The sequence below is a fragment of the Streptomyces sedi genome (assembly GCF_006335015.1).
GTDB lineage: Bacteria > Actinomycetota > Actinomycetes > Streptomycetales > Streptomycetaceae > Streptomyces > Streptomyces sedi.
Map to the genome: position 1 here is coordinate 54,126 of NZ_VDGT01000014.1, position 24,110 is coordinate 78,235.

At 74.8% G+C, this 24,110-nt stretch carries 19 protein-coding genes; 9 read left to right on the plus strand and 10 right to left on the minus strand.

Annotation, left to right across the window (positions count from 1 at the left end; all coding sequences use genetic code 11):
- Positions 1-89: 89 nt before the first annotated feature.
- A complete protein-coding gene (locus tag FH715_RS18595) occupies positions 90-464 on the minus strand; it encodes an RNA polymerase-binding protein RbpA (protein WP_097232556.1) in 375 nt (124 codons plus the stop codon).
- 169 nt (positions 465-633) lie between these two features.
- Entirely contained in the window at positions 634-1,335 is a 702-nt protein-coding gene (gene yczE, locus FH715_RS18600) for a membrane protein YczE (RefSeq protein ID WP_170184763.1), read from the minus strand.
- 101 nt (positions 1,336-1,436) lie between these two features.
- Between yczE and yczR the strand changes: the two genes are divergently transcribed.
- Positions 1,437-2,942, plus strand: a complete 1,506-nt coding sequence (gene yczR, locus FH715_RS18605) for a MocR-like transcription factor YczR (RefSeq protein ID WP_139646771.1) — start codon at positions 1,437-1,439, stop codon at positions 2,940-2,942.
- A gap of 10 nt (positions 2,943-2,952) precedes the next feature.
- Here yczR and FH715_RS18610 read toward each other — a convergent pair whose 3' ends face one another.
- The 3 genes from FH715_RS18610 to FH715_RS18620 form a co-directional block, all read right to left on the minus strand.
- Complete coding sequence (locus FH715_RS18610; RefSeq protein WP_139646773.1) at positions 2,953-3,324, minus strand: VOC family protein; 372 nt, start codon at positions 3,322-3,324, stop codon at positions 2,953-2,955.
- Between the two features lie 269 nt (positions 3,325-3,593).
- Positions 3,594-5,237 (minus strand): bifunctional 3'-5' exonuclease/DNA polymerase, encoded by a 1,644-nt coding sequence (locus FH715_RS18615; RefSeq protein ID WP_246108832.1) that lies wholly within the window; start codon positions 5,235-5,237, stop codon positions 3,594-3,596.
- A 91-nt stretch (positions 5,238-5,328) separates the two neighbouring features.
- Positions 5,329-6,177, minus strand: coding sequence for a DeoR/GlpR family DNA-binding transcription regulator (locus tag FH715_RS18620; protein WP_139646777.1), 849 nt, complete (start codon positions 6,175-6,177; stop codon positions 5,329-5,331).
- A gap of 134 nt (positions 6,178-6,311) precedes the next feature.
- Here FH715_RS18620 and FH715_RS18625 point away from each other — a divergent pair, with 134 nt between their 5' ends.
- Entirely contained in the window at positions 6,312-8,660 is a 2,349-nt protein-coding gene (locus tag FH715_RS18625) for a hypothetical protein (RefSeq protein ID WP_211367706.1), read from the plus strand.
- 363 nt (positions 8,661-9,023) lie between these two features.
- Here the strand turns inward: FH715_RS18625 and FH715_RS18630 are convergent, their stop codons facing one another.
- Positions 9,024-11,444, minus strand: coding sequence for a right-handed parallel beta-helix repeat-containing protein (locus FH715_RS18630; RefSeq protein WP_139646779.1), 2,421 nt, complete (start codon positions 11,442-11,444; stop codon positions 9,024-9,026).
- A 457-nt stretch (positions 11,445-11,901) separates the two neighbouring features.
- On the opposite strand from FH715_RS18630, the gene FH715_RS18635 reads away from it, so the two are divergent.
- Together FH715_RS18635 and FH715_RS18640 are read left to right on the plus strand one after the other, a co-directional pair.
- Positions 11,902-13,338 carry a family 2B encapsulin nanocompartment shell protein gene (locus FH715_RS18635; protein ID WP_139646781.1) on the plus strand — a complete coding sequence of 479 codons (1,437 nt, stop codon included), beginning with the start codon at positions 11,902-11,904 and terminating at the stop codon, positions 13,336-13,338.
- A 332-nt stretch (positions 13,339-13,670) separates the two neighbouring features.
- Complete coding sequence (locus FH715_RS18640) at positions 13,671-15,068, plus strand: family 2B encapsulin nanocompartment shell protein (protein ID WP_139646783.1); 1,398 nt, start codon at positions 13,671-13,673, stop codon at positions 15,066-15,068.
- A 49-nt stretch (positions 15,069-15,117) separates the two neighbouring features.
- Here FH715_RS18640 and FH715_RS29030 read toward each other — a convergent pair whose 3' ends face one another.
- On the minus strand, positions 15,118-15,717 hold the full coding sequence (locus tag FH715_RS29030) for a DUF6643 family protein (protein ID WP_246108833.1): 600 nt from the start codon (positions 15,715-15,717) through the stop codon (positions 15,118-15,120).
- Between the two features lie 245 nt (positions 15,718-15,962).
- Here FH715_RS29030 and FH715_RS18655 point away from each other — a divergent pair, with 245 nt between their 5' ends.
- From FH715_RS18655 to FH715_RS18665, 3 genes are read left to right on the plus strand one after another with little or no spacing between them, the layout of a single operon-like run.
- The gene (locus FH715_RS18655; protein WP_139646785.1) at positions 15,963-17,255 is read left to right on the plus strand and encodes a TerD family protein; all 1,293 of its coding nucleotides are present in this window, start codon (positions 15,963-15,965) and stop codon (positions 17,253-17,255) included.
- A gap of 52 nt (positions 17,256-17,307) precedes the next feature.
- A complete protein-coding gene (locus FH715_RS18660) occupies positions 17,308-18,102 on the plus strand; it encodes a glutamate racemase (protein ID WP_139646787.1) in 795 nt (264 codons plus the stop codon).
- A 7-nt stretch (positions 18,103-18,109) separates the two neighbouring features.
- Positions 18,110-18,616, plus strand: a complete 507-nt coding sequence (locus FH715_RS18665) for an NUDIX hydrolase (protein ID WP_139646789.1) — start codon at positions 18,110-18,112, stop codon at positions 18,614-18,616.
- Here FH715_RS18665 and FH715_RS18670 read toward each other — a convergent pair.
- The 3 genes from FH715_RS18670 to dhaK are packed head-to-tail and all read right to left on the minus strand — an operon-like array spanning position 18,601 to position 20,636.
- Positions 18,601-19,017, minus strand: a complete 417-nt coding sequence (locus FH715_RS18670; RefSeq protein WP_139646791.1) for a PTS-dependent dihydroxyacetone kinase phosphotransferase subunit DhaM — start codon at positions 19,015-19,017, stop codon at positions 18,601-18,603. The genes FH715_RS18665 and FH715_RS18670 overlap by 16 nt on opposite strands.
- Positions 19,014-19,625: a dihydroxyacetone kinase subunit DhaL gene (dhaL, locus tag FH715_RS18675; protein WP_139646793.1), complete on the minus strand. Its 612-nt coding sequence runs from the start codon at positions 19,623-19,625 to the stop codon at positions 19,014-19,016. The genes FH715_RS18670 and dhaL overlap by 4 nt, the downstream gene beginning before the upstream one ends.
- A gap of 12 nt (positions 19,626-19,637) precedes the next feature.
- Positions 19,638-20,636 carry a dihydroxyacetone kinase subunit DhaK gene (gene dhaK, locus FH715_RS18680; RefSeq protein WP_139646795.1) on the minus strand — a complete coding sequence of 333 codons (999 nt, stop codon included), beginning with the start codon at positions 20,634-20,636 and terminating at the stop codon, positions 19,638-19,640.
- A 219-nt stretch (positions 20,637-20,855) separates the two neighbouring features.
- Here dhaK and FH715_RS18685 point away from each other — a divergent pair, with 219 nt between their 5' ends.
- A complete protein-coding gene (locus tag FH715_RS18685) occupies positions 20,856-21,593 on the plus strand; it encodes a maleylpyruvate isomerase family mycothiol-dependent enzyme (RefSeq protein ID WP_139646797.1) in 738 nt (245 codons plus the stop codon).
- A 200-nt stretch (positions 21,594-21,793) separates the two neighbouring features.
- Positions 21,794-24,010 (plus strand): MMPL family transporter, encoded by a 2,217-nt coding sequence (locus tag FH715_RS18690; RefSeq protein WP_139646799.1) that lies wholly within the window; start codon positions 21,794-21,796, stop codon positions 24,008-24,010.
- The last annotated feature ends 100 nt before the right edge of the window (positions 24,011-24,110 follow it).

Sequence of the window (24,110 nt, forward strand, 5' to 3'; positions counted from 1 at the left end):
CGTGAACGGCACGAAGGCCCGGGCCACCGAACGGTGACCCGGGCCTTCCGTGTCTCTGTGGGGCTCCCCGCGGGCGGGGGCCCGGCCGCCTAAGCGGACTTGCGGCTGTCGCGCGGGTGGACCGCGATGTTCATCGCGCCCGAACGCAGTACCGCCAGCCGCTCGGCCAGCACCTCTTCCAACTCCTCGCGGGTGCGCCGCTCCATCAGCATGTCCCAGTGCGTCCGCGCGGGCTTCCCCTTCTTCTCCTCCGGGCCCTCGCCGTCCACCAGCAGGGCCTGGGAGCCGCAGACCTTGCACTCCCACTCCGGAGGAATCTCGGCCTCCACCGAGAACGGCATCTCGAAGCGATGGCCGTTCTGGCATTGGTACTCCACCGCCTGACGCGGCGCGAGGTCGATACCGCGGTCGGTCTCGTAGCTGGTCACCACGAGCCGCGTGCCACGCAGAGCTCGCTCACTCATGAATCGTGCCTCCCGGGCTGGTCGCCCACAGGACAGGTGTCGCTGTCATCATCAATCAGGTCAACGTCCGGTCGGCGGCGAAGATTCCCGTCGTAGGTCATACGTCGCCCGTCGTACCGACCCTTCTTGTACCCACCGTCGCCCGGTTTGTCACATCTGAGAGGGGATGTCACCCGGCGTCCGCAGAGGATGGCTCGTTGTCACGGTCCACCCGGCGGGACCAAAGGCGTACAGTACCCCGCTTGCCCCGGTCTTCGAAATCCATTCTCCCGCCCGTGTCGCCCCCGGGGGCGGGCGGCGCCAGCACCCGCAGGAAGAACTGCGCGAGCGGCCCTATCGCCACCGCGTAGACCACGGTCCCCGCCCCGGCCGTGCCGCCGAGGACGATGCCGACCGCCAGGACCAGGACCTCGATGCTCGTCCGCACCAGCCGGACCGAGCGCCCGGCGACCCGGCTCACCCCCGTCATCAGGCCGTCCCGGGGGCCGGCGCCGAAGCTGGCCGAGAGGTAGAGGCCGGTCGCCAGGCCGTTGAGCACCACCGCGCCCAGCATCAGCGGTATCTGTCCGGCCAGCGAGGTCACCGGCGGGACGAGGGCGGCCGTGGCGTCCAGGGAGAGCCCGACCAGCAGCACGTTGGAGACCGTGCCGAGCCCGGGGCGCTCGCGCAGCGGCCACCAGAGCAACAGCAGCAGCACGCCTGTGATGTTGACCACCAGGCCGAGGGAGAGGCCGGCTCTCTCGCCGACCCCCTGGTGGAAGACGTCCCACGGGACGAGTCCCAGGCCGGCCCGCAGCAGCAGCGCGGCGCTCGCGCCGTAGAGCAGCAGGCCGACATAGAGCTGGACCAGGCGGCGTGACAACCGGCTCATCGGGCAAGTCCTTCTGGTTGAATTGGACTGACTGAGAGCTAGCCTCTGGCCTGATCTCGGGCCGGTGGTACGTCCAATCCGAGTAAGGTGGACCGATTTTCATGGCTGAGTGGACCTCGACGGTCGGAACCGGCCAACTGGCGCGGCTGCTCCACTCCCAGGACGGCTACGGCCGGACGCCCGGCGGCTCCAGGAAGGCCCCCGCCTACCGCGCGCTCGCCGACGGCGTGCGGCTGCTGGTGCTGGAGGGCCGCGTCCCGGTCGGCGCGCGGCTGCCCGCCGAGCGCGAGCTGGCCGGCGCCCTCGCCGTCAGCCGCACGACCGTGGCCGCCGCGTTCGAGGCGCTGCGCGGCGAGGGCTTCCTGGAGTCCCGGCGCGGCGCCGGCAGTTGGACCGCCGTCCCCGCCGGCCGCCCGCTGCCGGCGCGCGGCCTGGAACCGCTGCCGCCCGAGGCCGTCGGCTCGATGATCGACCTCGGCTGCGCCGCGCTCCCCGCGCCCGAACCCTGGCTGACCCGCGCCTGCCAGGCCGCGCTCGCCGAACTCCCGCCCGCCGCCGCCACCCACGGCGACTTCCCCGCCGGCCTGCCCGCCCTGCGCCGGGCCCTCGCCGACCGCTACACCGAGCGCGGCGTGCCCACCATGCCCGAACAGATCATGGTCACCACCGGCGCGATGGGGGCGATGGCCGCGCTGTGCCGGATGTTCGCGGCCGGCGAGCGGGTCGCCGTCGAGCACCCCTCCTACGCCAACGTCCTCCAGCTGATGCGCGACACCGGCGCGCGGCTGATCCCCGTGCCGATGGCGGACGCCGCGCCCCGCTGGGACCTCGCGGCCTGGCGGCGCACCCTCACCGAGGCGGCGCCGCGCATGGCCTACGTGGTGGCGGACTTCCACAACCCGACGGGCGCACTCGCCGACGAGGACCGCCGCCGCGAGCTGGTGGCCGCCGCCAGGGCGGCCGGCACCACGCTGGTCGTCGACGAGACCATGGTCGACCTCGCGCTCGACGAGGAGCCGGCCCGCCGGATGCCGCGCCCGATGAGCGCGTTCGACCACGGCGGCGCGGGCGTCATCACCGTCGGCTCGGCCAGCAAGTCGATCTGGGCCGGGATGCGGATCGGCTGGGTCCGCGCCGCCCCCGAGGTGATCAGGGGCCTGATCTCCCGCCGCGCCTACGCCGACCTCGGCAGCCCCGTCCTCGAACAGCTCGCCGTCAGCTGGCTGTTGACCTCGGGCGGCTGGCACGACGCGGTCGCCCAGCGCCGGGACGAGATCCGGGCCAGCCGCACCGACCTGGTGCGGGCGCTGCGCCGACGGCTGCCGGACTGGGACTTCACCGTGCCGCCCGGCGGGCTCACCCTCTGGGTGCGCACCGGCGGCCTCTCCGGCTCCCGGATCGCAGAGGCCGGCGAACGGTGCGGCGTCCGGCTGCCGTCCGGGCCGCGCTTCGGCGTCGACGGCGCCTTCGAGGGCTACGTCCGGCTGCCGTTCACCGTGCGCGGCCCCGTCGCCGACGAGGCCGCCGCCCGGCTGGCGCGGGCCGCCGAGGCCGTCGCCCGCCACGGCGTACCCGACCAGCAGATGCCCGCCGGCTACACCAGCTGACCGCCGCGTCTCACGGCTCGACCGGCCCCTGGAGGAACTGGAGGTAGTTGCCCACCGGGTCGGTGATCGTGGAGAAGTACCAGCCCCCGCCCACCTCCTCCACCGGCCGCACCCAGGTCACGCCGAGCGAGTTCAGATGGCGCTCGGCGGCGCGGATGTCCCGCACCGTGATGTTCACCAGCGTCCGGCCCGGCTCGGCCGCCCGCTCGGCGACGTCGTCCCGCCGGTCGAAGCCGATGACGGCGCCGGGGCCGACCGCCAGCAGATGCTCCTCCCAACGGGCGCCCAGCGGCTCCAACGCCGCCCGGTACCACGCGATCAGCTCCTCGATCTCGGTGCCGCAGATCAGGATGCCGAGCCCGTTGACGTTCTCCCGCTCCATGTCCCTTGCCTCTCCTCGGATACCGGCGCCGCCTCCCGCGGGCGACCGCCGGAGGGTGGACCTGGCCGGCCGCGGAAACTCATCGGTGCGGCGGCGACCCGGTCACCTCCGGGCGGGGTCCCGGCGCGGGTGGCCCACCCTTGGCGCGGGGTGGGAGGAAGAAGGGCGGGGCCCCGCCCGCGGGTGTGCCCGCCCGAGGGGAGCCGCCGGGGGCGGCGCCGGCCGGCGGGCCGGCGCGCCCGGAACGGCCGGCGGCTCTCCCGCACCCGCTACTTCGCGTCCGCGTAGCACTCGACCGTCGCCGTCGTGAAGGGGAACGCCACCGGCACGTCCCCGAACGCCAGCCGCCCCGCCGAAGCCGCCGCACCGGCGACGGCCGCCACCACCCGCTCCGCCTCCTCGGCCGGGCAGTGCACCACCACCTCGTCGTGCTGGAAGAAGACCAGCTCCGCCGCGCACCCCCGCAACTCCCTGCGCAGCGCGGCCAACAGCAGCAGCGCCCAGTCGGCCGCCGAGCCCTGGACCACGAAGTTCCGAGTGAAGCGGCCCCTGGCCCGCGCCGAGGCGCCCACCCCCTCGGCGTCCTCGTCCCCCGCCGGGGAGGTGCGCCCCAGCCAGGTGCGGACCGGCTCGCCGCGCTCCCCGGCACGCGCCGCCTCGTCGACGCAGGCCACCGCGGCCGGGAACCGCCGCCGCAGGTCGGCGAGATGACGCAGCCCGTCGCCCGAGGTCTGCCCGTAGATCGCCCCCAGCAGCGCCAGCTTCGCCGCCGAACGGTCCCAGCCGCCCGCCTGCCCGGCCAGCCTGCCGTACAGGTCCTCGGAGCCGGCCGCCACCGCCATCAGACCGCGGTCGCGGGAGATCGCCGCCAGCACCCGGGGCTCCAACTGCGCCGCGTCCGCCACCACCAGCCGCCACCCCGGGTCGGCCACCACCGCGCGACGCACCACCTTCGGGATCTGCAACGCGCCGCCGCCGTGCGTCGTCCACCGGCCCGACGCCGCGCCGCCCACGACGTACTCCGAGCGGAACCTCCCGTCCCGCACCCACTCCCGCAGCCAGGACCAGCCGTGCGCCGTCCAGATCCGGTACAGCCGCTTGTACTCCAGCAGCGGCGCCACCGCCGGGTGGTCCACCTCCCGCAGCTCCCAGGCGCGGGTGCTGCCGATCCGGACCCCGGCCCTGGCGAACGCCCGTATCACCTCGGCCGGCAGGTCGGGCCGCACCCGCGTGCCCCCGCCGAACGCCGAGGACACCTCCTCGGCCAGCTCCGCCAGCCGCCGGGGCTCCGACCCGCCGGGGAAGCGCTCGCCCAACAGCTCGTCCAGCAGCCGCCGATGGATGTCGGCCCGCCACGGCAGCCCCACCGCCCGCAGCTCGGCGGCGACCAGCGTCCCCGCCGACTCCGCCGCCAGCAGCAGCCGCATCCGCTCCGGATGCCGCGCCAGCCCGATCCGCTCCCGCTGCCCGGCGTACACCGCCAGCAGCGCCTCCATCGGGTCCGCGTCCCCCGGCAGCGGCGCCGGCGCCGCCTCGAAGAGCGACGGCTGCTCGTTCGGCGCCCCCGGCGGCGGATCGGCCGGCTCCGGCAGCCGCCGCAGCCGCGCCCACGCCGCTCCCAGGGAACGGGGCCGCCCCCACGCCCCCTCGTGCCCCAGCAGCAGCGCCTCCGCCGCCTCCACGTCGTGGCACCGCTCCACCCGCACCCCGGCGGCCAGCAGCTCCGGATAGACCGCCGACGTCGCCCGCCACACCCAGCGCGTCACCAGGGGCCGCCCGCGCACCGCCGTCACCGCGTCCCGCTCCACCCGCACCGCGCCGGCCGGACGGCCGGCGGCGTCCAACGGGCAGACCCGCGCCGAGCCGTCCGGATACTCAGCCAACGCGCAGTGCGCCACCCGCTCCTCGCTCACCCGAGCGATTCTGGCAGCGGCCACTGACAATCCGGCCGAGGCCACCGGTCGCGGCGGCGGCGCCCGGCCTCAGGTCGCCCTCGGGCCGCCCTCAGGCCGGCCGCTGGTCCGACGTCTCGCCGCCCGCGATCAGCAGCTCGGCCAGGTGCGCCCCGACCTCCTCGCGATCGGAGTCCGGCAGCCCGCCGTCCGTCACCCAGGTGTCCACGTCGTCCAGCGAGGCGAACGAACTCAGGCCCGTCGTCCCCCACTTGGTGTGGTCGGCCACCACCACCACCCGTCGCGCCGAACGGATGAAGTGCCGGTTGGTCTCCGCCTCCGCCAGGTTCGGCGTGGAGAGCCCCGCCTCCACCGAGAGCCCGTGCACGCCGAGGAAGAGCACGTCGAAGTGGAGCGAGGCGATCGCCGCGTCCGCCACCGGACCCACCAGCGAGTCCGACGGCGTGCGCACCCCGCCGGTGAGCACCACCCGCGCCGCGTCACCCCCGTCCTGCCCCGCGCCCGCGTCGCCCGCCTGGCGCGCGTGGTGGAACACGTCGGCGACCCGCACCGAGTTGGTCACCACCGTCAACTCCGGTACCTCCAGCAGCTCGTGCGCCACGGCGAAGGTCGTCGTGCCGCCGGAGAGCGCCACCGCGCTCCCCGGAGTCGCCAGGCTCGCCGCCGACCGGGCGATCGCGCTCTTGGCCGACAGCTCCAGCGCCGACTTGGCCTCGAATCCGGGCTCGTGCGTGCGGCGTTCGGGAACGGGCACGGCCCCGCCGTGCACCTTCTCCAACGCCCCCTGCCTGGCCAGCACGTCGAGGTCCCGACGGACCGTCATGTCCGAAACCTGCAACATGCGTGTCAGCTCGCTCACCCGGATGCCGCCCCTGCGGCGCACCTCGTCCAGGATGAGCGCCCGCCGCTGGCCCGCCAGCAGGTTCTGGTTGTCGCTCACAGGACCTCCCACCTCCTCGGTGCGCCACATCCTGCCATGGTGACATCAACCCTTCGGAGGCGGTTCGCCACGGCCTCAGCGGAGAGAGTTCCAGACAGGCAGGCACGCGCCGTGCGTGCCGGGCAGGGGAGACGATGACGGATCGGCAGTCGGCGGGGGAGGGCGCGTCCGGGGCGCGGGGGCTCGAAGGGACGGAGCCCGCCATGGAGTTACTGGTCCACGGCGTCGGCGGCGCCACCCCGCAGGAGATGCTGGAGGACGCCCGCACCACCCGGATCACGGGCGACGCGACCGCCAGCGTCCACCGCAGAACGGACGACCTGGACGACCGGCCCTGGGACGACGCGCGCCCCGTGCGCGAGGCGTACTCCTGGTCCAACCTCACCTCGGGGAACGGCACTCGGGCGCTGTGGCTGCTGCTGCTGCCGTTCATGATCGTCAACGTGGCGCACTGGATGCGCCCCTCGGGCCGCACCGGGGAGCGCACCAACCGCCACTACGACCTGCTGGTGCGGCTGACCGCGCTGTCCCTCACCGTGCTTCTGACCGCCGGCGCGTGCGCCGTCTCCCTGGACCTGATCGCCTGGCAGTGCGCCGGCGTGGAGTCCTGCGCGACGAGCGCCGCGTGGATCGAGCCGTGGGCGACCGACCCCTGGTGGGGGCAGCCCGGCCGGCGGCTGCTGCTCGGCAGCCTGCTGCCCGTGGCGCTGCTCGTGCTGCTGTGGTGGCTCTCCCACCGCACCTGGAGCGCCTACGAGTCCGCCTCCCCGCCGGTCAGGCCGCGCACCGACGGCGACGACGCGGCGCTGAGCCTGCCCGGCTTCTGGTACGGCAGGGTGCTGGTCGCACGGCTGCGCGCCGGGCACACCGCCGCCGGCCTGCTGACCGTCGCGACCGCCCTGGTCTATGCCACCGGGGTCCACGACCGGGGCGCGGAGGGCGACCCCATGGTGGCGGGCGTCGGGCTGCTGCTGACCGCGTTCACCGTCGCCGGGTGGCTGGTGCTGCTGGTCCAGCAGATCCGCCACGGCCGCAGCGAGAACGAACGCGACGAGCGCCCCGAGCCGCCCGCCGCCCGCGCCCTGCCCTGGGGCGCGATGGCGCTGCTGGTGCTGGTGCTGGCGCACACCGCCTGGAGCCGCCCCGACTGGTCCAGCTCCGGCCGACTGCCGCTGGGCAGCGAGGTGTTCCCGGCGCTGGTCGTCGCGCAGGGCGTGCTCGTGGTCGCCCTCGCCTGGGTCGCGTTCCGGCTGCACCGGCAGGCCCGCGACGGGGAACGCGGCGTGCTGCTCGGGCTCGGCGGCGCCGCCGTCGCGTTGCTCGCCTGCGCGCTGGGCGGCGTCTTCACCGGCGGTGTGGCGCAGCGGATCGCCGACTGGCTCGATCCGTCCGCCGCGCCGGGAGCGCCCGAGGCGCGGATCGCCGGACCGCCGGTGATGCTCAGCTGGGAGGCGGCGGCGATCCCGCCGCTGCTGCTGGTGGTGGTCGTCCTCGCGCTGGTCGCCGTGGGCCGCGTGGTGCGCCGGCGCGACGAGCTGGCCCCCACGGTCAGGGACCGCTACCCCGACGAGTCCTGCGCGCCGGACACGGACCGCAGCCGCCGGATCGCCTCGGCCACCGCCCGCGCCGAACTCACCGAGTCCGCCGGGCCGTTGGTCGGCTGGATCGCCGGAATGAGCCTGCTGCTCGGGTTGGGAACGGTGGCCGGCACGCTCACCCGCGAGACCCCGTCCGAGGCTGCCGACGGCGGCCCGGCCGTCCTGGAGGCCGTCGCCGACGCGTGCCAGGCGCTGGGCTCCTGGCTCATGGGCTTCGGCGTGATACTGCTGCTGGCCCTCGGCCGCCGCGCCTACCGGGACGCCGGCGCGCGCCGCACCATCGGCATCCTGTGGGACGTCGGCACGTTCTGGCCCAGGGCCGCGCACCCGTTCGCACCGCCGTGCTACGCCGAGCGCGCGGTGCCGGACCTGTCCTGGCGCATGGGCACCTGGATCGACACCACCGGCGGGCGACTGGTCATCTCCGGTCACTCCCAGGGCAGCGTGCTCGCCGCGGCGGCGGTCTGGCAGCTGGACGCCGCGACGCGCAGCCGCATCGCGCTGCTGACCCACGGTTCACCGCTGGAACGGCTCTACGGGCGGTGGTTCCCCGCCTACTTCGGCCCGCAGGCGCTGCGCGCGCTCCACGGGGACGTGCCGTGCTGGCGGAACCTGTGGCGCGAGACCGACCCCATCGGGGGGCGGGTCCGCGTCGCGGAGGGCGAAGAGACGGCGGTGGACCGGCCGGCGCTGGCCGACCCGATGCACTACGGCCGGAATCTGCGCTCGCCGCTGCCGGAGCCGATCCTCGGCCACGGGGACTACGCGGCGGACCCCGCGTTCGCTGAGGAACGCGCCGCGCTGATGCGGCGCCTGCCGCTGGGCACGGCGCCGCTGCCGGCGCAGTCCGCCGGGCCTCTGGAATCGGCGCCGACGGAGCGGTGACCTTGCCGGTCGGGGTGGGGTGTCGGGTGCGGCCTGGTGGGTGGTTGCTCGCGCAGTTCCTCGCGCCCCTGGTGGTGGTGGGCGTGTTCGTTGAGGTGCGGGTTCACGCTGGGCCGGTGACGGCCTGAGGGGCGCGGGGAACTGCGCGGTGCATTTGTGGCGGGGGTTGGTCGACTACTGACCTTGCCGGTCGGGGTGGGTTGTCGTCCGCGGTCTGGTGTGTGGTTGCTCGCGCAGTTCCCCGCGCCCCTTCACCGGCGGTGGGCGGCTTGAGGGGGCGCGGGGAACTGCGCGGTGCATTCGTGGCGGGGGGCAGGCGGCCACGGTTCCGCACCGGCAAGGTGGGTGGTCGGGCGGGGGCCGTCAGGGCAGGGGCGGCAGGTCCTGCGGGTGGAGGACGGTGAGTTCCTCCGTGCTGGGGTCGGGCAGCCGCGCCACGCGCCCCGCGTGGCGTTCCACCATCGCCTCGAACGTCTGCCGCGCCGTGCGCCCGTTGCCGAAGCTGGGGCCCCGGTCCATCGCCGTGAAGTGCTTCACCAGCGCGTCCTCGGTGCCCTCGCCCAGGTCGTACTCGTGCTCGCCGGACTGCTGGCGGACGATGTTCAGCAGCTCCTCGGGCGCGTAGTCGCCGAAGGCGATCGTGCGCGAGAAGCGGGAGGCGACACCCGGGTTGGTGGCCAGGAAGCGGGCCATCTCCTCGGTGTAGCCGGCGACGATCACCACCACCGCCTCGCGGTGGTCCTCCATGAGCTTGACCAGTGTGTCGATGGCCTCCCTGCCGAAGTCGCGGCCACCGTCCTCGGGGGAGAGCGCGTACGCCTCGTCGATGAACAGCACCCCGCCGCGCGCCCGTTCGAAGACCTCCTGGGTGCGGATCGCGGTGGAGCCGATGTGCTCGCCCACCAGGTCGACGCGGGAGACCTCCACCAGGTGGCCGCGTTCCAGCACCCCGAGGGAGGCCAGGATCTCGCCGTAGAGGCGGGCCACCGTGGTCTTGCCGGTGCCGGGGGAGCCGGTGAAGACCAGGTGGCGGCGGACGGAGGCGGCCTTGAGGCCGGCGGCCACCCGGCGGCGGCCCACCTCGATCATGTCGATCAGCGCCCGCACCTCGCGCTTGACGCTGTGCAGCCCGACGAGGTCGTCCAGCTCGGCCAACACCGTTTCGGAGGGTCGGTGTTCGGCGGGCTCCTCGCCCGCGGCTTCCGCGGACCCGGCGGGGGCCGCCGGCTTCGCGGCGGGCCGCGCGGGCGGCGGGACGGGCGCGGCGCTCTCCGTCGCCCTGGCCGGCGCGGGCGCCGGCTCCGCGCCGGGCGCCACCGCCTCGTCGCTGTGGCAGTCGACCACCTCGGGGCCCTCCTGGGCGAAGACATAGCCGCCCCGCGCGCAGCGTTCGGTGCGGCAGCGGTGCAACGTGGTGCGGCAGCCGTCCAGCACGTGGAAGCCGTAGCCGCCCGAGTCCGTCACCCGGCAGCGGCTGAAGCGGCCCCGGCCGCCCGCCGAGACGTAGACCCCGGCCTCGGCCGGGCCGATCACGCTGGTGTCGGAGACCTCGGGGTCGGCGCCCTTGGTGACGATCAGGCCGGTCCTGCTGCGTTCGATGGTGCAGCCGGTGACCGAGCCGCCGCTGCCGGCGTCCCGGAACCAGGCGCCGGTGCCGGCGCCTGAGATCCGGCAGGCGTCCAGCCGCGCGGTGGCGCCGTCGCTGACCGAGACCGCCGAGCCGCGCACCTCCTCCACCGTGCTGTCCACCACGTCGGCGCGTGACCCGGAGTCCAGCACGAACAGCGCGTCCGGCACCCGGCGCACCGTGCAGGACTCCAGCACGACGGTCGCCCCGTCGCTCACCCAGACCGCCGGGTAGTCGCCGGTGGACTCGGCTATCTCGCAGTCGTGCACGTCCGCGTGGGTGCCGGGGTCCCAGGCGGAGACGCCGTTGCGGCCGAAGCGGGTCACCTCGGTGCGCATCAGCGTCAGCACCGAACGGGACCGCAGGTCCAGGGCGTTCTCCGGGATGTCGGTCAACCGGCTGTCGGCGAGGGTCAGTACGGCGTCGGTCTCCAGGGTGACCCCGTCGCCGGTGGTCCCCGACACCTGGCACTCCGTCAGGTGGGCGGTGGCGCGCTCCGCCAGCCGCACCCCGACGCCCTTGATCTGTTCGAGCACGCAGCCGAGCGCGTCCACCGCGCTGCCCTCGCCGGTCACCGAGAGCCCCGCGCCCGTTGCCCGCTCCACCCGGCAGCGCTCCAGCCGCAGATGGGCCGCGCCGGACACGGCGATGCCCGCCTGGCCGGACTCGGTGACGTGGCACTCCTCGAAGAGCCCGCCGGCCTGGTCGCTCACGTTGATCCCGACGCCGGTCGCGTTCGAGACCGCGCAGCCGCGCACGGTCGGGCGTGCGCCGGCCCGCACCTCGACGCCGGCCGCCGACGCGGTCCGCACCCGCAGCCCCGAGAGCTCGGGGGTGCTGCTCTCCACCAGCACGGCGGGCACGGTGGTGTCCTGGCCCTCCAGGAGTAGTTCCCGCACGGTAGCCGAGCCGCGCACCGTCAGCGGGACGCCCTCGACGGGGGCGATCCGCGCGGGACCGTCCCGTTCGTCCTGGGGGCCGCGGATGGTCACCGCCTGCTCGACCACCAGGTTCTCCCGGTAGGTGCCGGGGCCCAGCAGCAGCACGTCGCCGTCGGCGGCGGCGGCCAGGGCCTCGGTGACCGTGGCGTAGACGGCCGTTCGACGCCGCCAACGTGCAGTTCCGGTGTGCGTCACCTGGACCGAGCCCTTAGCCATGGACTGATGTGCCCCAACCTCGTGCGAAATCGAAAGACGCCTCATCGCGCGCGTCCGGCCGCTCCACCGTAGCGCGCCGTGAACCGGACGTAATGACAGGCGAGTTCGGACAGGGCGCTGGCCGAACGCCAGGCGCACGTGCCCCGGCGCGCGGTCACCGCGTCCGAGCGCCCCCACCCTAGTGCCTGGTGGGGGCGGTAGGGGCATCGGACTCCTGGCCGGTCAGCGCCCTCGCGCGGGGTGGGTGAACGAGGCGCGCCCCGGTTCCGGGGGGGCCGCCTTCCGGCCAGCTGGCGAATCCGGGCGAGCTACCCATCAATTCGTCCTGTGAAGCGGGGAGTTGGCGCCACTTTTGAGTGATTGCGGCGGCTTGAGAAATGCGCCTAGTTTCTTGGCCGGCCCTCCTCCCAGGGCATTCAACTGGCCGCCGGACAACCGCAGATGGGGCACTTTTCGCATGACAACCTCCCTTGAGGGCGCGCTCGACCCGACGCCCGAGAACCAGGCCGGAACCACGGAGCCGGCGCCTCGGCTCAGCCTCGACACGGCGGCGGCGCGCAACCTGGCGACGACCACCAAGACCCCGCCGCAGATGCAGGCGATCAGCTCGCGCTGGCTGCTGAAGGTGCTGCCCTGGACGCAGGTCTCGGGCGGCACGTTCCGGGTCAACCGCCGGCTGACCCACACGCTCGGCAACGGCCGGGTCGAGTTCTACGCCACCGGCTCCGAGATCTCCGTCATCCCCGCCGAGCTCACCGAGCTCCCCGGCCTGGCGGGCTTCGACGACCAGGCGACCCTCCAGGCGCTCGCCGAGGCGTGTGTGCAGCGGGACTTCGTCCCCGGCGAGGTGCTGCTGCGCGAGGGCGACGCGGCCGACCGCGTGGTGCTGATCGCGCACGGCAAGCTCAGCCGGCGCGGGCGCGGCGCCTACGACAACGAGACCGAGTTCGACGTGCTGGCCGACGGCGACTTCTTCGCCGCCGACGCGCTCACCGCCGTCGAGCCCGGCGCCTACCAGAACGGTCTCACCGCGCTGACCAGCGGCACCGTACTCACCCTCGCCCGCGCCGACTTCGACCGGATCGCCGAGAACTCCGAAGCGCTGACCGCCCACCTGACCGCCGGTCGCTCCCGGATCCCCGGCCAGCGCAACGCCAGCGGTGAGTCGGAGATCGCGCTGGCCGCGGGCCACGTCGGCGAGCCGTCGCTGCCCGGCACCTTCGCCGACTACGAACTGTCGCCGCGCGAGTACGAGTTGAGCGTGGCGCAGACCGTGCTGCGGGTGCACTCCCGGGTCGCGGATCTGTACAACGAGCCGATGAACCAGGTCGAGGAGCAGCTCCGCCTCACCGTCGAGGCGTTGCGTGAGCGCCAGGAACACGAGCTGGTCAACAACCGGGAGTTCGGCCTGCTACACAACGCCGACCCGCGCCAGCGGCTGCACACCAGGTCCGGGCCGCCCGGTCCCGACGACATGGACGAGCTGCTGGCCGCCGTCTGGAAGGAGCCCAGCGTCCTGCTGGCGCACCCGCGCGCCATCGCCGCGTTCGGCCGGGAGTGCAACGCCCGGGGCATCTACCCGGCGCCCGCCGAGTTCGGCGGCCACTCCGTCGCCGCCTGGCGCGGGGTGCCGCTGCTGCCGTGCGACAAGATCCCGATCAGCAAGACCGGCACCAGTTCGGTGTTGGCGCTGCGCACCGGCATGGAGCGGCAGGGCGTCGTCGGACTGCACCGCACCGGAATTCCCGACGAATACCAGCCCAGCCTCTCCGTGCGATTCATGGGCATCAGCGAGCAGGCGATCATTTCCTATCTGGTGAGCGCCTACTATTCCGTGGCCGTTCTCGTACCCGACGCGCTCGGCGTTCTCCAGGACGTCGAAATCGGCCACTGAGGACCGCCCACCCGCTGGTCACGTCCACTGGTAAGCAACCACTGGTCAAGGGAAACACCGCTCGGAACGGGACAGTTCATCCCGCCGGGCGGTGCGGGTGCCGCCGCGCGGAAACGGTTCCGCGCGGCGCGTGGCCACCCGCCGGGCGCACGACCGCGCCAGTGCCCGCGTGCGCGCGGCGCCGGGCGCGTGTCGCCGCCCGCCGTTCCCCGCAGGACAGCCGCCGCCGCGCCACCTCCGCCGCGCGGCGGCGGCCCCACCCCGTCCCGCCGCGCGGCGGCGGCCCCACCCCGTCCCGCCGCGCGGCGGCGATCCCCACCCGAAAGGCCCCCGTGAACGCCCCCACCCCGACCGCAGAACCCGAGGCCCGGCAGGCCCCCACCGCACTCGGCACCGAGGCGGCCGGCCGGCTCGCCAGCACCCTCAAGACCCCGCCGCAGAACCAGGGCACCTCACCGCGCTGGCTGCTGCGGACCCTGCCGTGGGCCGAGGTCTCGGGCGGCACGTTCCGGGTCAACCGCCGGCTGACCCACACGCTCGGCGACGGCCGCGTCGAGTTCCACGCCACCGGCCCCGACATCCGCGTCATCCCCGCCGAGCTCCGCGAACTCCCGCCGCTCGCGGGCCTGGACGACCCCGCGACGCTGGCCGCGCTCGCCGACCGCTGCGTCCGGCGCGACCACCGCGCCGGCGAGACCCTCGCCGAGGCGGGCGCGCCCGTCACCGAGGTGCTGCTGATCGCCCACGGCAAGGTCCGCCAGTGGGTGCCGGGCGCCTACGACGGCCAGGCCGCCCTCGCCACGCTCGCCGGGGGCGCGTTCGCCGGCGCCCAGGCGCTCGTCGGCGAGCCCGGGACCTGGCCCCACACCCTGCGCACCACGACCCGCTGCACCGTCCTCGCGCTGCCGCTGGCCGCCGTCGCCGAGGTGGCCGAGAACGCCCCCGTGCTCGCCGCCCATCTCGCGCGGGAGGCCGAGCGCCCGAGCCCCGAGGCCAACCGGCGCGGCGAGGCCGACATCGCGCTGGCCGCGGGCCACGTCGGCGAGCCGCGGCTGCCCGGCACCTTCGTCGAGTACGAACTGTCCCCGCGCGAGTACGAGTTGAGCGTGGCGCAGACCGTGCTGCGGGTGCACTCCCGGGTCGCGGATCTGTACAACGAGCCGATGAACCAGGTGGAGGAGCAGCTCCGCCTCACCGTCGACGCCCTGCGGGAACGCCAGGAACACGAACTGGTCAACAACCGCGAGTTCGGCCTGCTCCACAACGTCGACCCGCGCCAGCGCCTCTTCACCCGCTCCGGGCCGCCCACCCCCGACGACCTGGACGAACTGGTCACCCGCCGCCGCGACACCCGCCTGCTGCTGGCTCATCCCCGCACCATCGCGGCGATCGGACGCGCCTGCACGGCGCGCGGCCTCTACCCGGCGACCACCGAGGTCGACGGCACCCCCGTCCACGCCTGGCGCGGCATCCCCCTGCTGCCCTGCGACAAGATCCCGATCTCCCCGACCAACACCAGCTCCGTGCTGGCCCTCCGCACCGGCACCGAGCGCCAGGGCGTCGTGGGCCTGCGCCAGACGGGCCTTCCCGACGAACACGAACCGGGCCTGAACGTCCGCTTCATGGGCGTCGACGAGCACGCCGTGCTCTCCTACCTCGTCAGCGCGTACCACTCCGTGGCCGTGCTGGTCCCCGACGCCCTCGGTGTGCTGGAGGACGTCGAGCTGTGACGTCCCCCCGGGGCGGTCGCCGTGCTCCCTCGCGTGGTCTCCCCCCGCCTCACTCCGACCAGTAGCCGGGCGCCGGCGCCTGCTGCGCCTGCTGCGACTGCGGGTACTGCGGGGCACCCGGGTAGCCGCCGGGGCGCGGCGCCGCCGGCCGCATCGGCTGCGGTGCCGGCCGCATCTGCTGCGGCGCGGCCGGCCTCGCCTGCTGCGGCGAGGGCGCCTGCGGGGCCGCCGGCGCGGGGTAGGGGCGACCGCCCTGCTGGGGCTGCGGGACATACCCGCCGTTCCCCCCGCGGTATCCGCCGGGGGCGGGGGCGCTGAGCTGCTGCCCGCCGAAGGACTGCCCGCCGAAGGACTGGCCTCCGAACGACTGCCCGCCGCCCACCGGCTGCCTGACGGGCGCCGGCTGGTGCCCCTGGTAGCCGCCGTGCTGCTGCGGGGGCGGGGCCGAGGCGGCCGACGGAAGGGCCGGCAGGGCGGGCAACGACGACTGGGGCGCGGGGGACTGGTAGCCCATCGTGTCGTAAGCGGCCGGCACCCGGATGGGAGCGATCTGCGGGGTACCCCGCTCTGCCACCAGCCTGTCGTAGATCGGGGTGTCGGGGAAGGAAGAGGAGGAGTAGCCACCACCGTAGGGGCGCGGGAGGGTCATGCTCCATAAGTTAAGCCCACCATCGGGTTGTTGGGGAGACCGATCAGCCGCTCATTTGGCAGGCTGGGGCCCTCGTGCACCCGGCGATCCCGCCATAAGCGGATAAAGCGGCGATCGGTGCCCTCATGATGTTGTTTCAGGGGTGCCCGAAAAGCGACCCGGGAACCGGATGGCATAGTGAGTCGTTCCCAGCGCGAACAGGGGTACGCAGACGGGAACAGTCCCACCCGACGGAGGAACGCACGATGCTCAAAGGCTCTAATGTCCCGGTGTCCGCGCGAGCGGTCCGCGTCGAGATCGGCTGGAACACCGCGGCCGGCGCACCGGACGTGGACGCCTCCGCGCTGCTTCTGAAGGACGGCCGGGTCCGCTCGGACGACGACTTCGTCTTCTACAACCAGGCCCGTCACGCCTCGGGCGCCGTGCGCCACGAGGGCAAGCAGCCCGCCGGCGCCACGGTCGTCGACCGACTCGGGGTCGACCTCGCCGACGTGGAGCAGGAGATCGAGAAGGTCGTCCTGGCCGCGTCCGCCGACGGGGGCACTTTCGGCCAGGTTCCCGGACTACACATCCGGGTGCTCGACGCGGACAGCGGCGCGGAGGTCGCCCGCTTCGACAGCGAGGACGCCACCAGCGAGACCGCGTTCGTCATCGGCGAGCTCTACCGCCGCCAGGGCGCCTGGAAGTTCCGCGCCGTCGGCCAGGGGTACGCCACCGGACTCGCCGGGCTCGCCACCGACTTCGGGATCAGCGTGGACGACGAGCCGGCCCCCGCCGCCGCGCCCACGCCGCCCCCCGCCCAGCCCGCGACGCCCCCGCCGCCCGCGCCCGCCCCGGTGACGCCCCCGGCGCCCGCGCAGGCGCCCCCGGCGGCCTCCGGCGGCTCCCCGATCCGGCTGAGCAAGATCACGCTCACCAAGGACGCGCCGGCGATCTCCCTGGCCAAGCAGGGCGCCACCAGCGGCCAGCTCCGGGTCAACCTCAACTGGCAGCAGCGCAGCGCCGCCGCCGCGCCCAAGCAGTCCAAGTGGAAGGACCGCATCGCCAAGGCGATGGGCGGCGGCCTCGACCTCGACCTGTGCGCGCTCTTCGAGTTGGCCGACGGCCGCAAGGGCGTCATCCAGGCCCTGGGCAACGCGTTCGGCTCGCTGCACCAGCCGCCCTACATGCACCTGGACGGGGACGACCGCACCGGCGCCGTCTCCTCGGGTGAGAACCTCACGGTCAACCTGGACCACGCCAAGGAGCTGCGCCGGGTCGTCCTCTTCGTGACGATCTACTCGGGCGCCACCAGCTTCCAGGACCTCGACGCGACCGTCACCCTGACCCCCGAGCGCGGCGCGCCCGTCGAGTTCTTCCTCGACGAGTGCGACGTGCCCTCCCCGGTCTGCGTACTCGCCACCCTGACCCAGCAGAACGGCGAGCTGCTCGTCAACCGCGAGGCGCGTTACCTGGTGCCGGACAAGGGCGTCAGCCCCCAGCGCACCGTGGACCACGCCTACGGCTTCGGCATGCAGTGGACGCCTGGCCGCAAGTGACCCGCGGGAGCGTGCGAAGAACGGCGCCCGGGCCCGCGTAGGCTGGGGCTTCGTGAGAATCGCACTGTTGGACTCGGGCATCGGCCTGCTGGCCGCGGCCGCCGAGACTCGGCGGCTGCGGCCCGACGCGGACCTGGTGCTCTCCGGGGACCCGGACCACATGCCCTGGGGCCCGCTCACCCCGGCCCGGATCGTGGAGCGCGCCACCGCGTGCGCCCGCTCCGCGCTCGCCGAGCGGCCCGACGCCCTGATCGTGGCGTGCAACACGGCCACCGTGCACGCCCTTCCCGCGCTCCGCGCCGAGTGGGAGCCGGGGCTGCCGGTCATCGGCACCGTGCCCGCCATCAAGCCGGCGGCCGTCGCCGGCGGCCCGTTCGCCGTCTGGGCCACGCCCGCCACCACCGGCAGCGCCTACCAGCGCGGCCTGCTCGCCGAGTTCGCCGGCTCCACGCCCGCCGCCGAGGTGCCCTGCCACGGGCTGGCCGACGCGGTGGAGCGCGGCGACGCCGCCGCCGTCAGCGCCGCCGTCAAGGCCGCCGTCGGGCTGACCCCGCCGGAGACCACCACGGTGGTGCTCGGCTGCACCCACTACGAGCTGGTCGCCGACGAGATCGGTCGCCAACTGACCGCGCTCACCGGGCGGCGCGTCACCCTGCACGGCTCGGCCGCCGCCGTCGCCGCCCAGGCCCTGCGCCGGCTCGGCGCCCTCCCCGCGCCCGGCGCCCCGGCCACCGGCACGCTCACCGTGCTGGCCAACGGCCGCCGCGTCCCGCTGCCCGAGCCCGCCCTGCGCTACGCCGAGGGCCGCGCGCTGCTGACCGCACCCCCGCCCGCCGACCACCCCTGAGGTACCCATGGCCACGCCCGACTTCATCCGCGACCTGCGCGGCTCCATCGGCCACCAGCTGCTCTTCCTGCCCGGCGTGACCAGCGTGGTCCGCGACGACCTGGGCCGGGTGCTGCTGGTGCGCCGCGCGGACGACGGCCGCTGGACGCTCATCGGCGGCATCCCCGAGCCGGGGGAGCAGCCGGCGGTCACGTCCGTCCGCGAGGTCGAGGAGGAGACGGCGGTGCGCTGCGTCGTCGAACGGGTGCTGGCCGTCGAGGCCCTGTCGCCGACCCACTACCCCAACGGCGACGTGTGCCAGTTCCTCGACGTCAGCCTCGCCTGCCGGGCGGTCGGCGGCGAGGCCAGGGTCAACGACGACGAGTCCGTCGAGGTCGGCTGGTTCGCCCCCGACGCGCTGCCGCCGCTCTCCGCGCACGCCCTGGAGCGCATCAGGCTCGCCGGCTCCGACGAGCCCACCCGCTTCCTCCAGCCCGAGGACGTCCCGGCCGACGCCGCTCAGCCCTTGCGGTAGTCCCAGGCCTCGGCCGCCGCCGCCTCGACCGTGTCCAGGTCGGCGCCGGTCGAGGCCGTCACCACGGCCGCCACCGCGCCCTCCAGCAGCGGCGCGTCGACCAGCCGGGTGCCGGGCGGCAGCACGTCGCCCTCGGCGAGCAGCGCCCGCACCGTCAGCACCGCGCTGCCCAGGTCGACCAGCACCGCGACGCCCGCGCCGCCGTCGGCCCGCGCCGCCGCCTCGGCGATCCGCTCCGCGCTGGTGCCGAGCCCGCCGTCCGGCGCGCCGCCGGCCGGCTCCACCGGCCCCAGCCGGCCGCCGCCGGCCAGGCCGCGCGCCAGCGCGGCGACCGAGGCCGCGACCTCGGCGCTGTGCGAGACCAGCACCACGCCGACCACGCCGTCCACGCCGGCCGTCACCTGGACACCTGGAAGAGCGCCCCGAGCAGCAGCGCCGCCGAGGCGGCCCCCGGGTCCTCGTGCCCGACGCTGCGCTCGCCCAGGTAGCTGGCCCTGCCCTTGTGGGCCCGCAGCGGGATCGTGGCCTGGGAGCCCGCCTCGGCGGCGCGCGCCGCCGCCGCGTAGTCCGGCAGCGCGTCCACCGCCGGCAGCAGCGCGTCCAGCATCGTCTTGTCGCCCAGCGCCGCGCCGCCCAGCTGGGCCACCGCGTCCACGCCGGTCCCCAGCGCCTCCTTCAGCTCCGCGTCGGTGACCCGCTCGGCCTCGCCCAGCGCCTTGCCCGCCCGGCGCAGCAGCGTCCCGAAGAGCGGTCCCGAGGCGCCGCCGACGGTCGAGACCAGCGTCCGCCCGGCCAGCAGCAGCACCCCGCCGGGGGCCGTCTGCGGCTCGTTCTCCAGGCTCGCCACCACGGCGGTGAAGCCGCGCCGCATGTTGTTCCCGTGGTCCGCGTCGCCGATCGCCGAGTCCAGCTCGGTCAGCCGGTCCGCCTCCGCCCTGACCGCGTCGGCCGAGGCGGTCAGCCACGCCGCGACGAAGGCGGCGTCACGTTCCGTCGTCTGCCCTGCCACGTCCGACTCCTCTCAACGACCCCGGCGCAGCCCCGGCGTGGAGACCGGAGCGTCCCACAGCCGCAGCAGTTCGTCATCCACCTGGCACAGCGAGACCGAGCAGCCGGCCATGTCGAGGGAGGTCACATAGTCGCCGACGAGGCTACGCGCCGGCGTGATCCCGCGCGCGCCGAGCGCCCTGACCACCTCGGCGTGGAAGCCGTACAGCTCCAGCAGCGGCGTGCCGCCCATGCCGTTGGTCAGGCACAGCAGCGGGCCCGTCGGCCCGGGGCCGTAGTCGGCCAGCAGCGCCTCCACGGTCAGGTCGGCGATCTCCGCCGCGCCAAGCACCGACCGGCGCTCACGCCCCGGCTCCCCGTGGATGCCGATGCCCAGCTCCAGCTGGTCGGGCGGCAGGTCGAACGTCGGGCTGCCCTTGGCGGGCGTCGTCGGTCCGTGCAGCGCGACGCCGAAGCTGCGGGAGCCCTCGGCCGCCCTGCGGGCGACGTCGGCGACCACCGCCAGCGGCGCGCCCTCCTGCGCGGCGGCGCCGGCCAGCTTCTCGACGAAGAGCGTCCCGCCCGTGCCCCGGCGGCCGGCCGTGAACGTGCTGTCCGAGACGGCCACGTCGTCCTGGACCACCACCTTGGCGACCTCGATGCCCTCGTCCTCGACCAGCTCGGCCGCCATGTCGAAGTTCAGCACGTCACCGGTGTAGTTCTTCACGATCAGCAGCACCCCGGCACCGCCGTGCACCGCCGCCGCGGCCCGCGTCATCTGATCCGGCACGGGGCTCGTGAAGATCTCCCCGCAGCAGGCGGCGTCGAGCATCCCGTACCCGACGAACCCCGCGTGCAGCGGCTCGTGCCCCGAACCGCCCCCGGAGACCAGCCCCACCTTGCCCTCGACCGGCGCGTCCGCCCGCACCACCAGCCGCTGGTCCACGTCGACCCGCAGCTCCGGATGCGCCGCCGCCATCCCGCGCAACGCGTCGGCGACCACCCGCTCCGCTCCGTTGATCAGCATCTTCATCGGTGCCTCCTCGTGGCTGAGCGCGTGACCGGCCTCCGCAGTATCGACGCTGACGGGGGCGTGGTCACGTAGGAAGGCGCCCCCCGGCGTGCGGGTCGCGCCCTCCGCTCCGGTCGGGCCGACGGCCCATCGTTGCCCCCGTGACGCCCCCGTGGCAACGGTCGGCACCGGGCCGCCCCGCCCGTTCCCCGGGGGCGCGATCGATGCCACGCTCACGTCATGGAGATCGACGCGCACATCGAGGCCCTGCGCCGCGCGGGCGACGCGCTGCTCGCCGTGGCCGCCGAGACGCCCTGGTCGGCCGAGGTGCCCAGTTGCCCCGGGTGGCGGCTGGAGGACCTGGTGCGGCATCTGGGCAACGTGCACCGCTGGGCCGAGCGGATCGTGCGCGAGCGGCTGGCCGAACGGGTTCCGCTCCCGGAGGCCGATCCGTCAGGGGCCGCGTTGGCCGGCTGGTTCTCCGAGGGGCTCGACGCGCTGGAGGCGACGCTGCGCGCCGCCGACGACGACCTGGACTGCTTCGTCTTCCTGCCGGGGGCGACCGGCGCCCGCGCGTTCTGGGCGCGGCGTCAGGCGCACGAGACGACCGTGCACCTGATGGACGCCCAACTCGCCGCCAAACGGGCGCTGTCGGGGGTGCCGGTCGCGCTGGCGCTGGACGGGATCGACGAGTTGCTCACCGGCTTCCACGCCCGCCCGCGCTCCCGCGTGCGCGCCCCCGAGCCGCGGGTGCTCGCGGTCCAGGGCGACGAGGGCGGGCGGTGGACGACGCGGCTGTCCGAGGAACCGCCGTCGACCGTGCGGGAGGCGGCCACGCGCTTCGACTGCCGGATCAGCGGCCCGGCCGCGGCGCTGTACGCCACCCTGTGGAACCGGGCCGACCACCGGGAAGCCCCGGTGCGGTGGGAGGGCGACGCGCGGGTCATGGAGCTCTGGCGGGCACGCGCCACCGTGTGACACCCGCCGGCGCGCACGGGCGAGTGCGCGCCGCGGTCCCTTCCCCGTTCCGGAGACCACCCCTGCGGTGAGCCGGAAAGGGGGAACATGTGCGCGATGGGTTGTTTTTGGCGAAGCGCCAGTTATGCACGATAGCGTCCGGCTGGGCCGGTTGCATGGGCCCGCGCATCACCCGTTGACTCACCTTCCGTGGAGCACCCATGGCCACCCTCCTCTACCGGCTCGGTCGCGGCGCCTTCCGGCGCCGACGGCTCGTAGCTTCGCTCTGGCTCGGCGCGTTGGCCGCGCTGCTGGCGGTGAGCGGCGCGCTGGGAAGCGCGTTGGACGACGAGTTCACCATCCCCGGCTCCGAGTCCCAGCAGGCGCTGGACACCCTCCGCGAGGTGCTGCCACCCGCCGGCGGCACCACGGGCCAGCTGCTCTTCACCACCCCCGACGGGAGCCCCGTCACCGACGAGAAGTGGGCCGAACCCATCGCCCGCTCCCTCGACGAGGCCGCGAAGGCGCCCGAGGTCTCCGCCGTCGTCCCGCCGGACGAGGTCGGCACCTACTCGCCCGACGGACGGACCGCCCTGGCCACCGTGCGCTACCCCGAGACCGCGTTCCAACTCGCGCCGGGCACCACCGAGGCGCTGGAGCGGACCGTCGAACCCGCGCGCGACGCCGGACTCGACGTCCACGTCGGCGGGCAGGCGTTCTCCCCGACCGGCGTCCAGATGAGCGCCAAGGAACTCGTCGGCGTCGGCGTCGCCCTCATCGTCCTGGTCGTCACCTTCGGTTCGCTGCTCGCCGCCGGAATGCCCCTGCTCTCCGCGCTCGTCGGCGTCGGCACCGCCGTCGGGGGACTGCTCGTCGGCGGCCACCTCTTCACGCTCTCCTCGACCGCCGTCACCCTCGCCGTGATGCTCGGCCTGGCCGTCGGCATCGACTACGCCCTGTTCATCCTCTCCCGCCACCGCTCCCAACTCGCCCACGGCGCGGACCCCGAGGAGTCCGCGGGCCGCGCCCTCGGAACCGCGGGCAGCGCCGTGGTCTTCGCCGGGCTCACCGTCGTCGTCGCCCTGGCCGGGCTCTCCGTCGTCGGTATCCCGTTCCTGACCGTGATGGGCCTCGGCGCCGCCGCCACCGTCGTGATCGCGGTGCTCGTCGCCGTCACCCTGCTGCCCGCGCTGCTCGGCTTCGCCGGCGAACGGCTGCGCCCGGCCCCCGACTCGCGCGCCGCCCGCCGCGAGGGGACCACGGCCACGGGCGCCCCCGCCACCACCCTCGGCGCCCGCTGGGTCCGCGCCGTCACCCGCAGGCCCCTGCTCACCGTCCTCGCCCTGGTCGTCGGCCTGCTGGTCGTCGCGCTGCCCGCCCGCGAACTGCGGCTCGCCCTCCCGGACAACGGCTCCGCGCCCGTCGGCAGCACCGAGCGCGAGACCTACGACGCCATCAGCGACACCTTCGGACCCGGCCTCAACGGGCCGCTGCTGATCCTCGCCGACACCACCGACGTCGAGGGCGACCCCACCCGCGCGCTGGCCGCCGTCACCGAGCAGCTCGACGGCCTGCCCGGCATGGCCGAGGTCGCCCCGCCGCGCCCCACGGAGAGCGACACCGACTGGCTGATCGAGGCCGTCCCCACCACCGGGCCCGACCAGGAGGGCACCGAGCGCCTCGTCCACACCATCCGCGACTGGTCACGCGACCACGCCGCCGACACCGGAGTGGCCCTCGCCGTCACGGGCAACACCGCCGTCGCGGTCGACGTCTCCCGCCAACTCGGCGACTCCCTGCTCCCGTTCGGCGCCGTCGTGGTGGGCCTCGGCCTGCTGATCCTGCTGCTGGTCTTCCGCTCGCTCGTGGTGCCGGTCAAGGCCACCCTCGGCTTCCTGCTCTCGGTGGCCGCCGCGTTCGGCGCCGTCGTCGCCGTCTTCGAGTGGGGCTGGCTGGCCGACGTCCTGGACGTCTCCCGCACCGGCCCGGTCGTCAGCTTCCTGCCGATCATCCTCATGGGCGTGCTCTTCGGACTCGCCATGGACTACGAGGTGTTCGTCGTCTCCCGCATCCACGAGCGGCACGCCCACGGCGCCGACCCGGCGGGCGCGGTCAGGGAGGGCGCGCCGCTGGCCTTCCGGGTGGTGACGGCCGCCGCGTTGATCATGTTCGCGGTCTTCGCCAGCTTCGTGACCATGGAGGACGCCATCGTCAAGCCCATCGCGTTCGGCCTGGCCGTCGGGGTGCTGGTTGACGCGTTCCTCGTCCGGCTTACCCTGGTGCCCGCCGTGCTGGTACTCGTCGGGCGCGCCGGCTGGTGGCTGCCCGGCTGGCTGGAACGGCGGCTGCCGCACGTCGACGTCGAGGGCCGTGGCCTGCCGGGCGCCGACCGGCACGACACGCCCGAGCCGGTGGAACGGTCGCACACCCGCGTGTGACGCCGCGCCCCGGCGTCAACGGACGCCGCGCATCCGCCCGTTCCACCTCTTTCCCGCCACTTGGCATAGGAACGTCCCGCCCGGGACGCCATACTGGTGG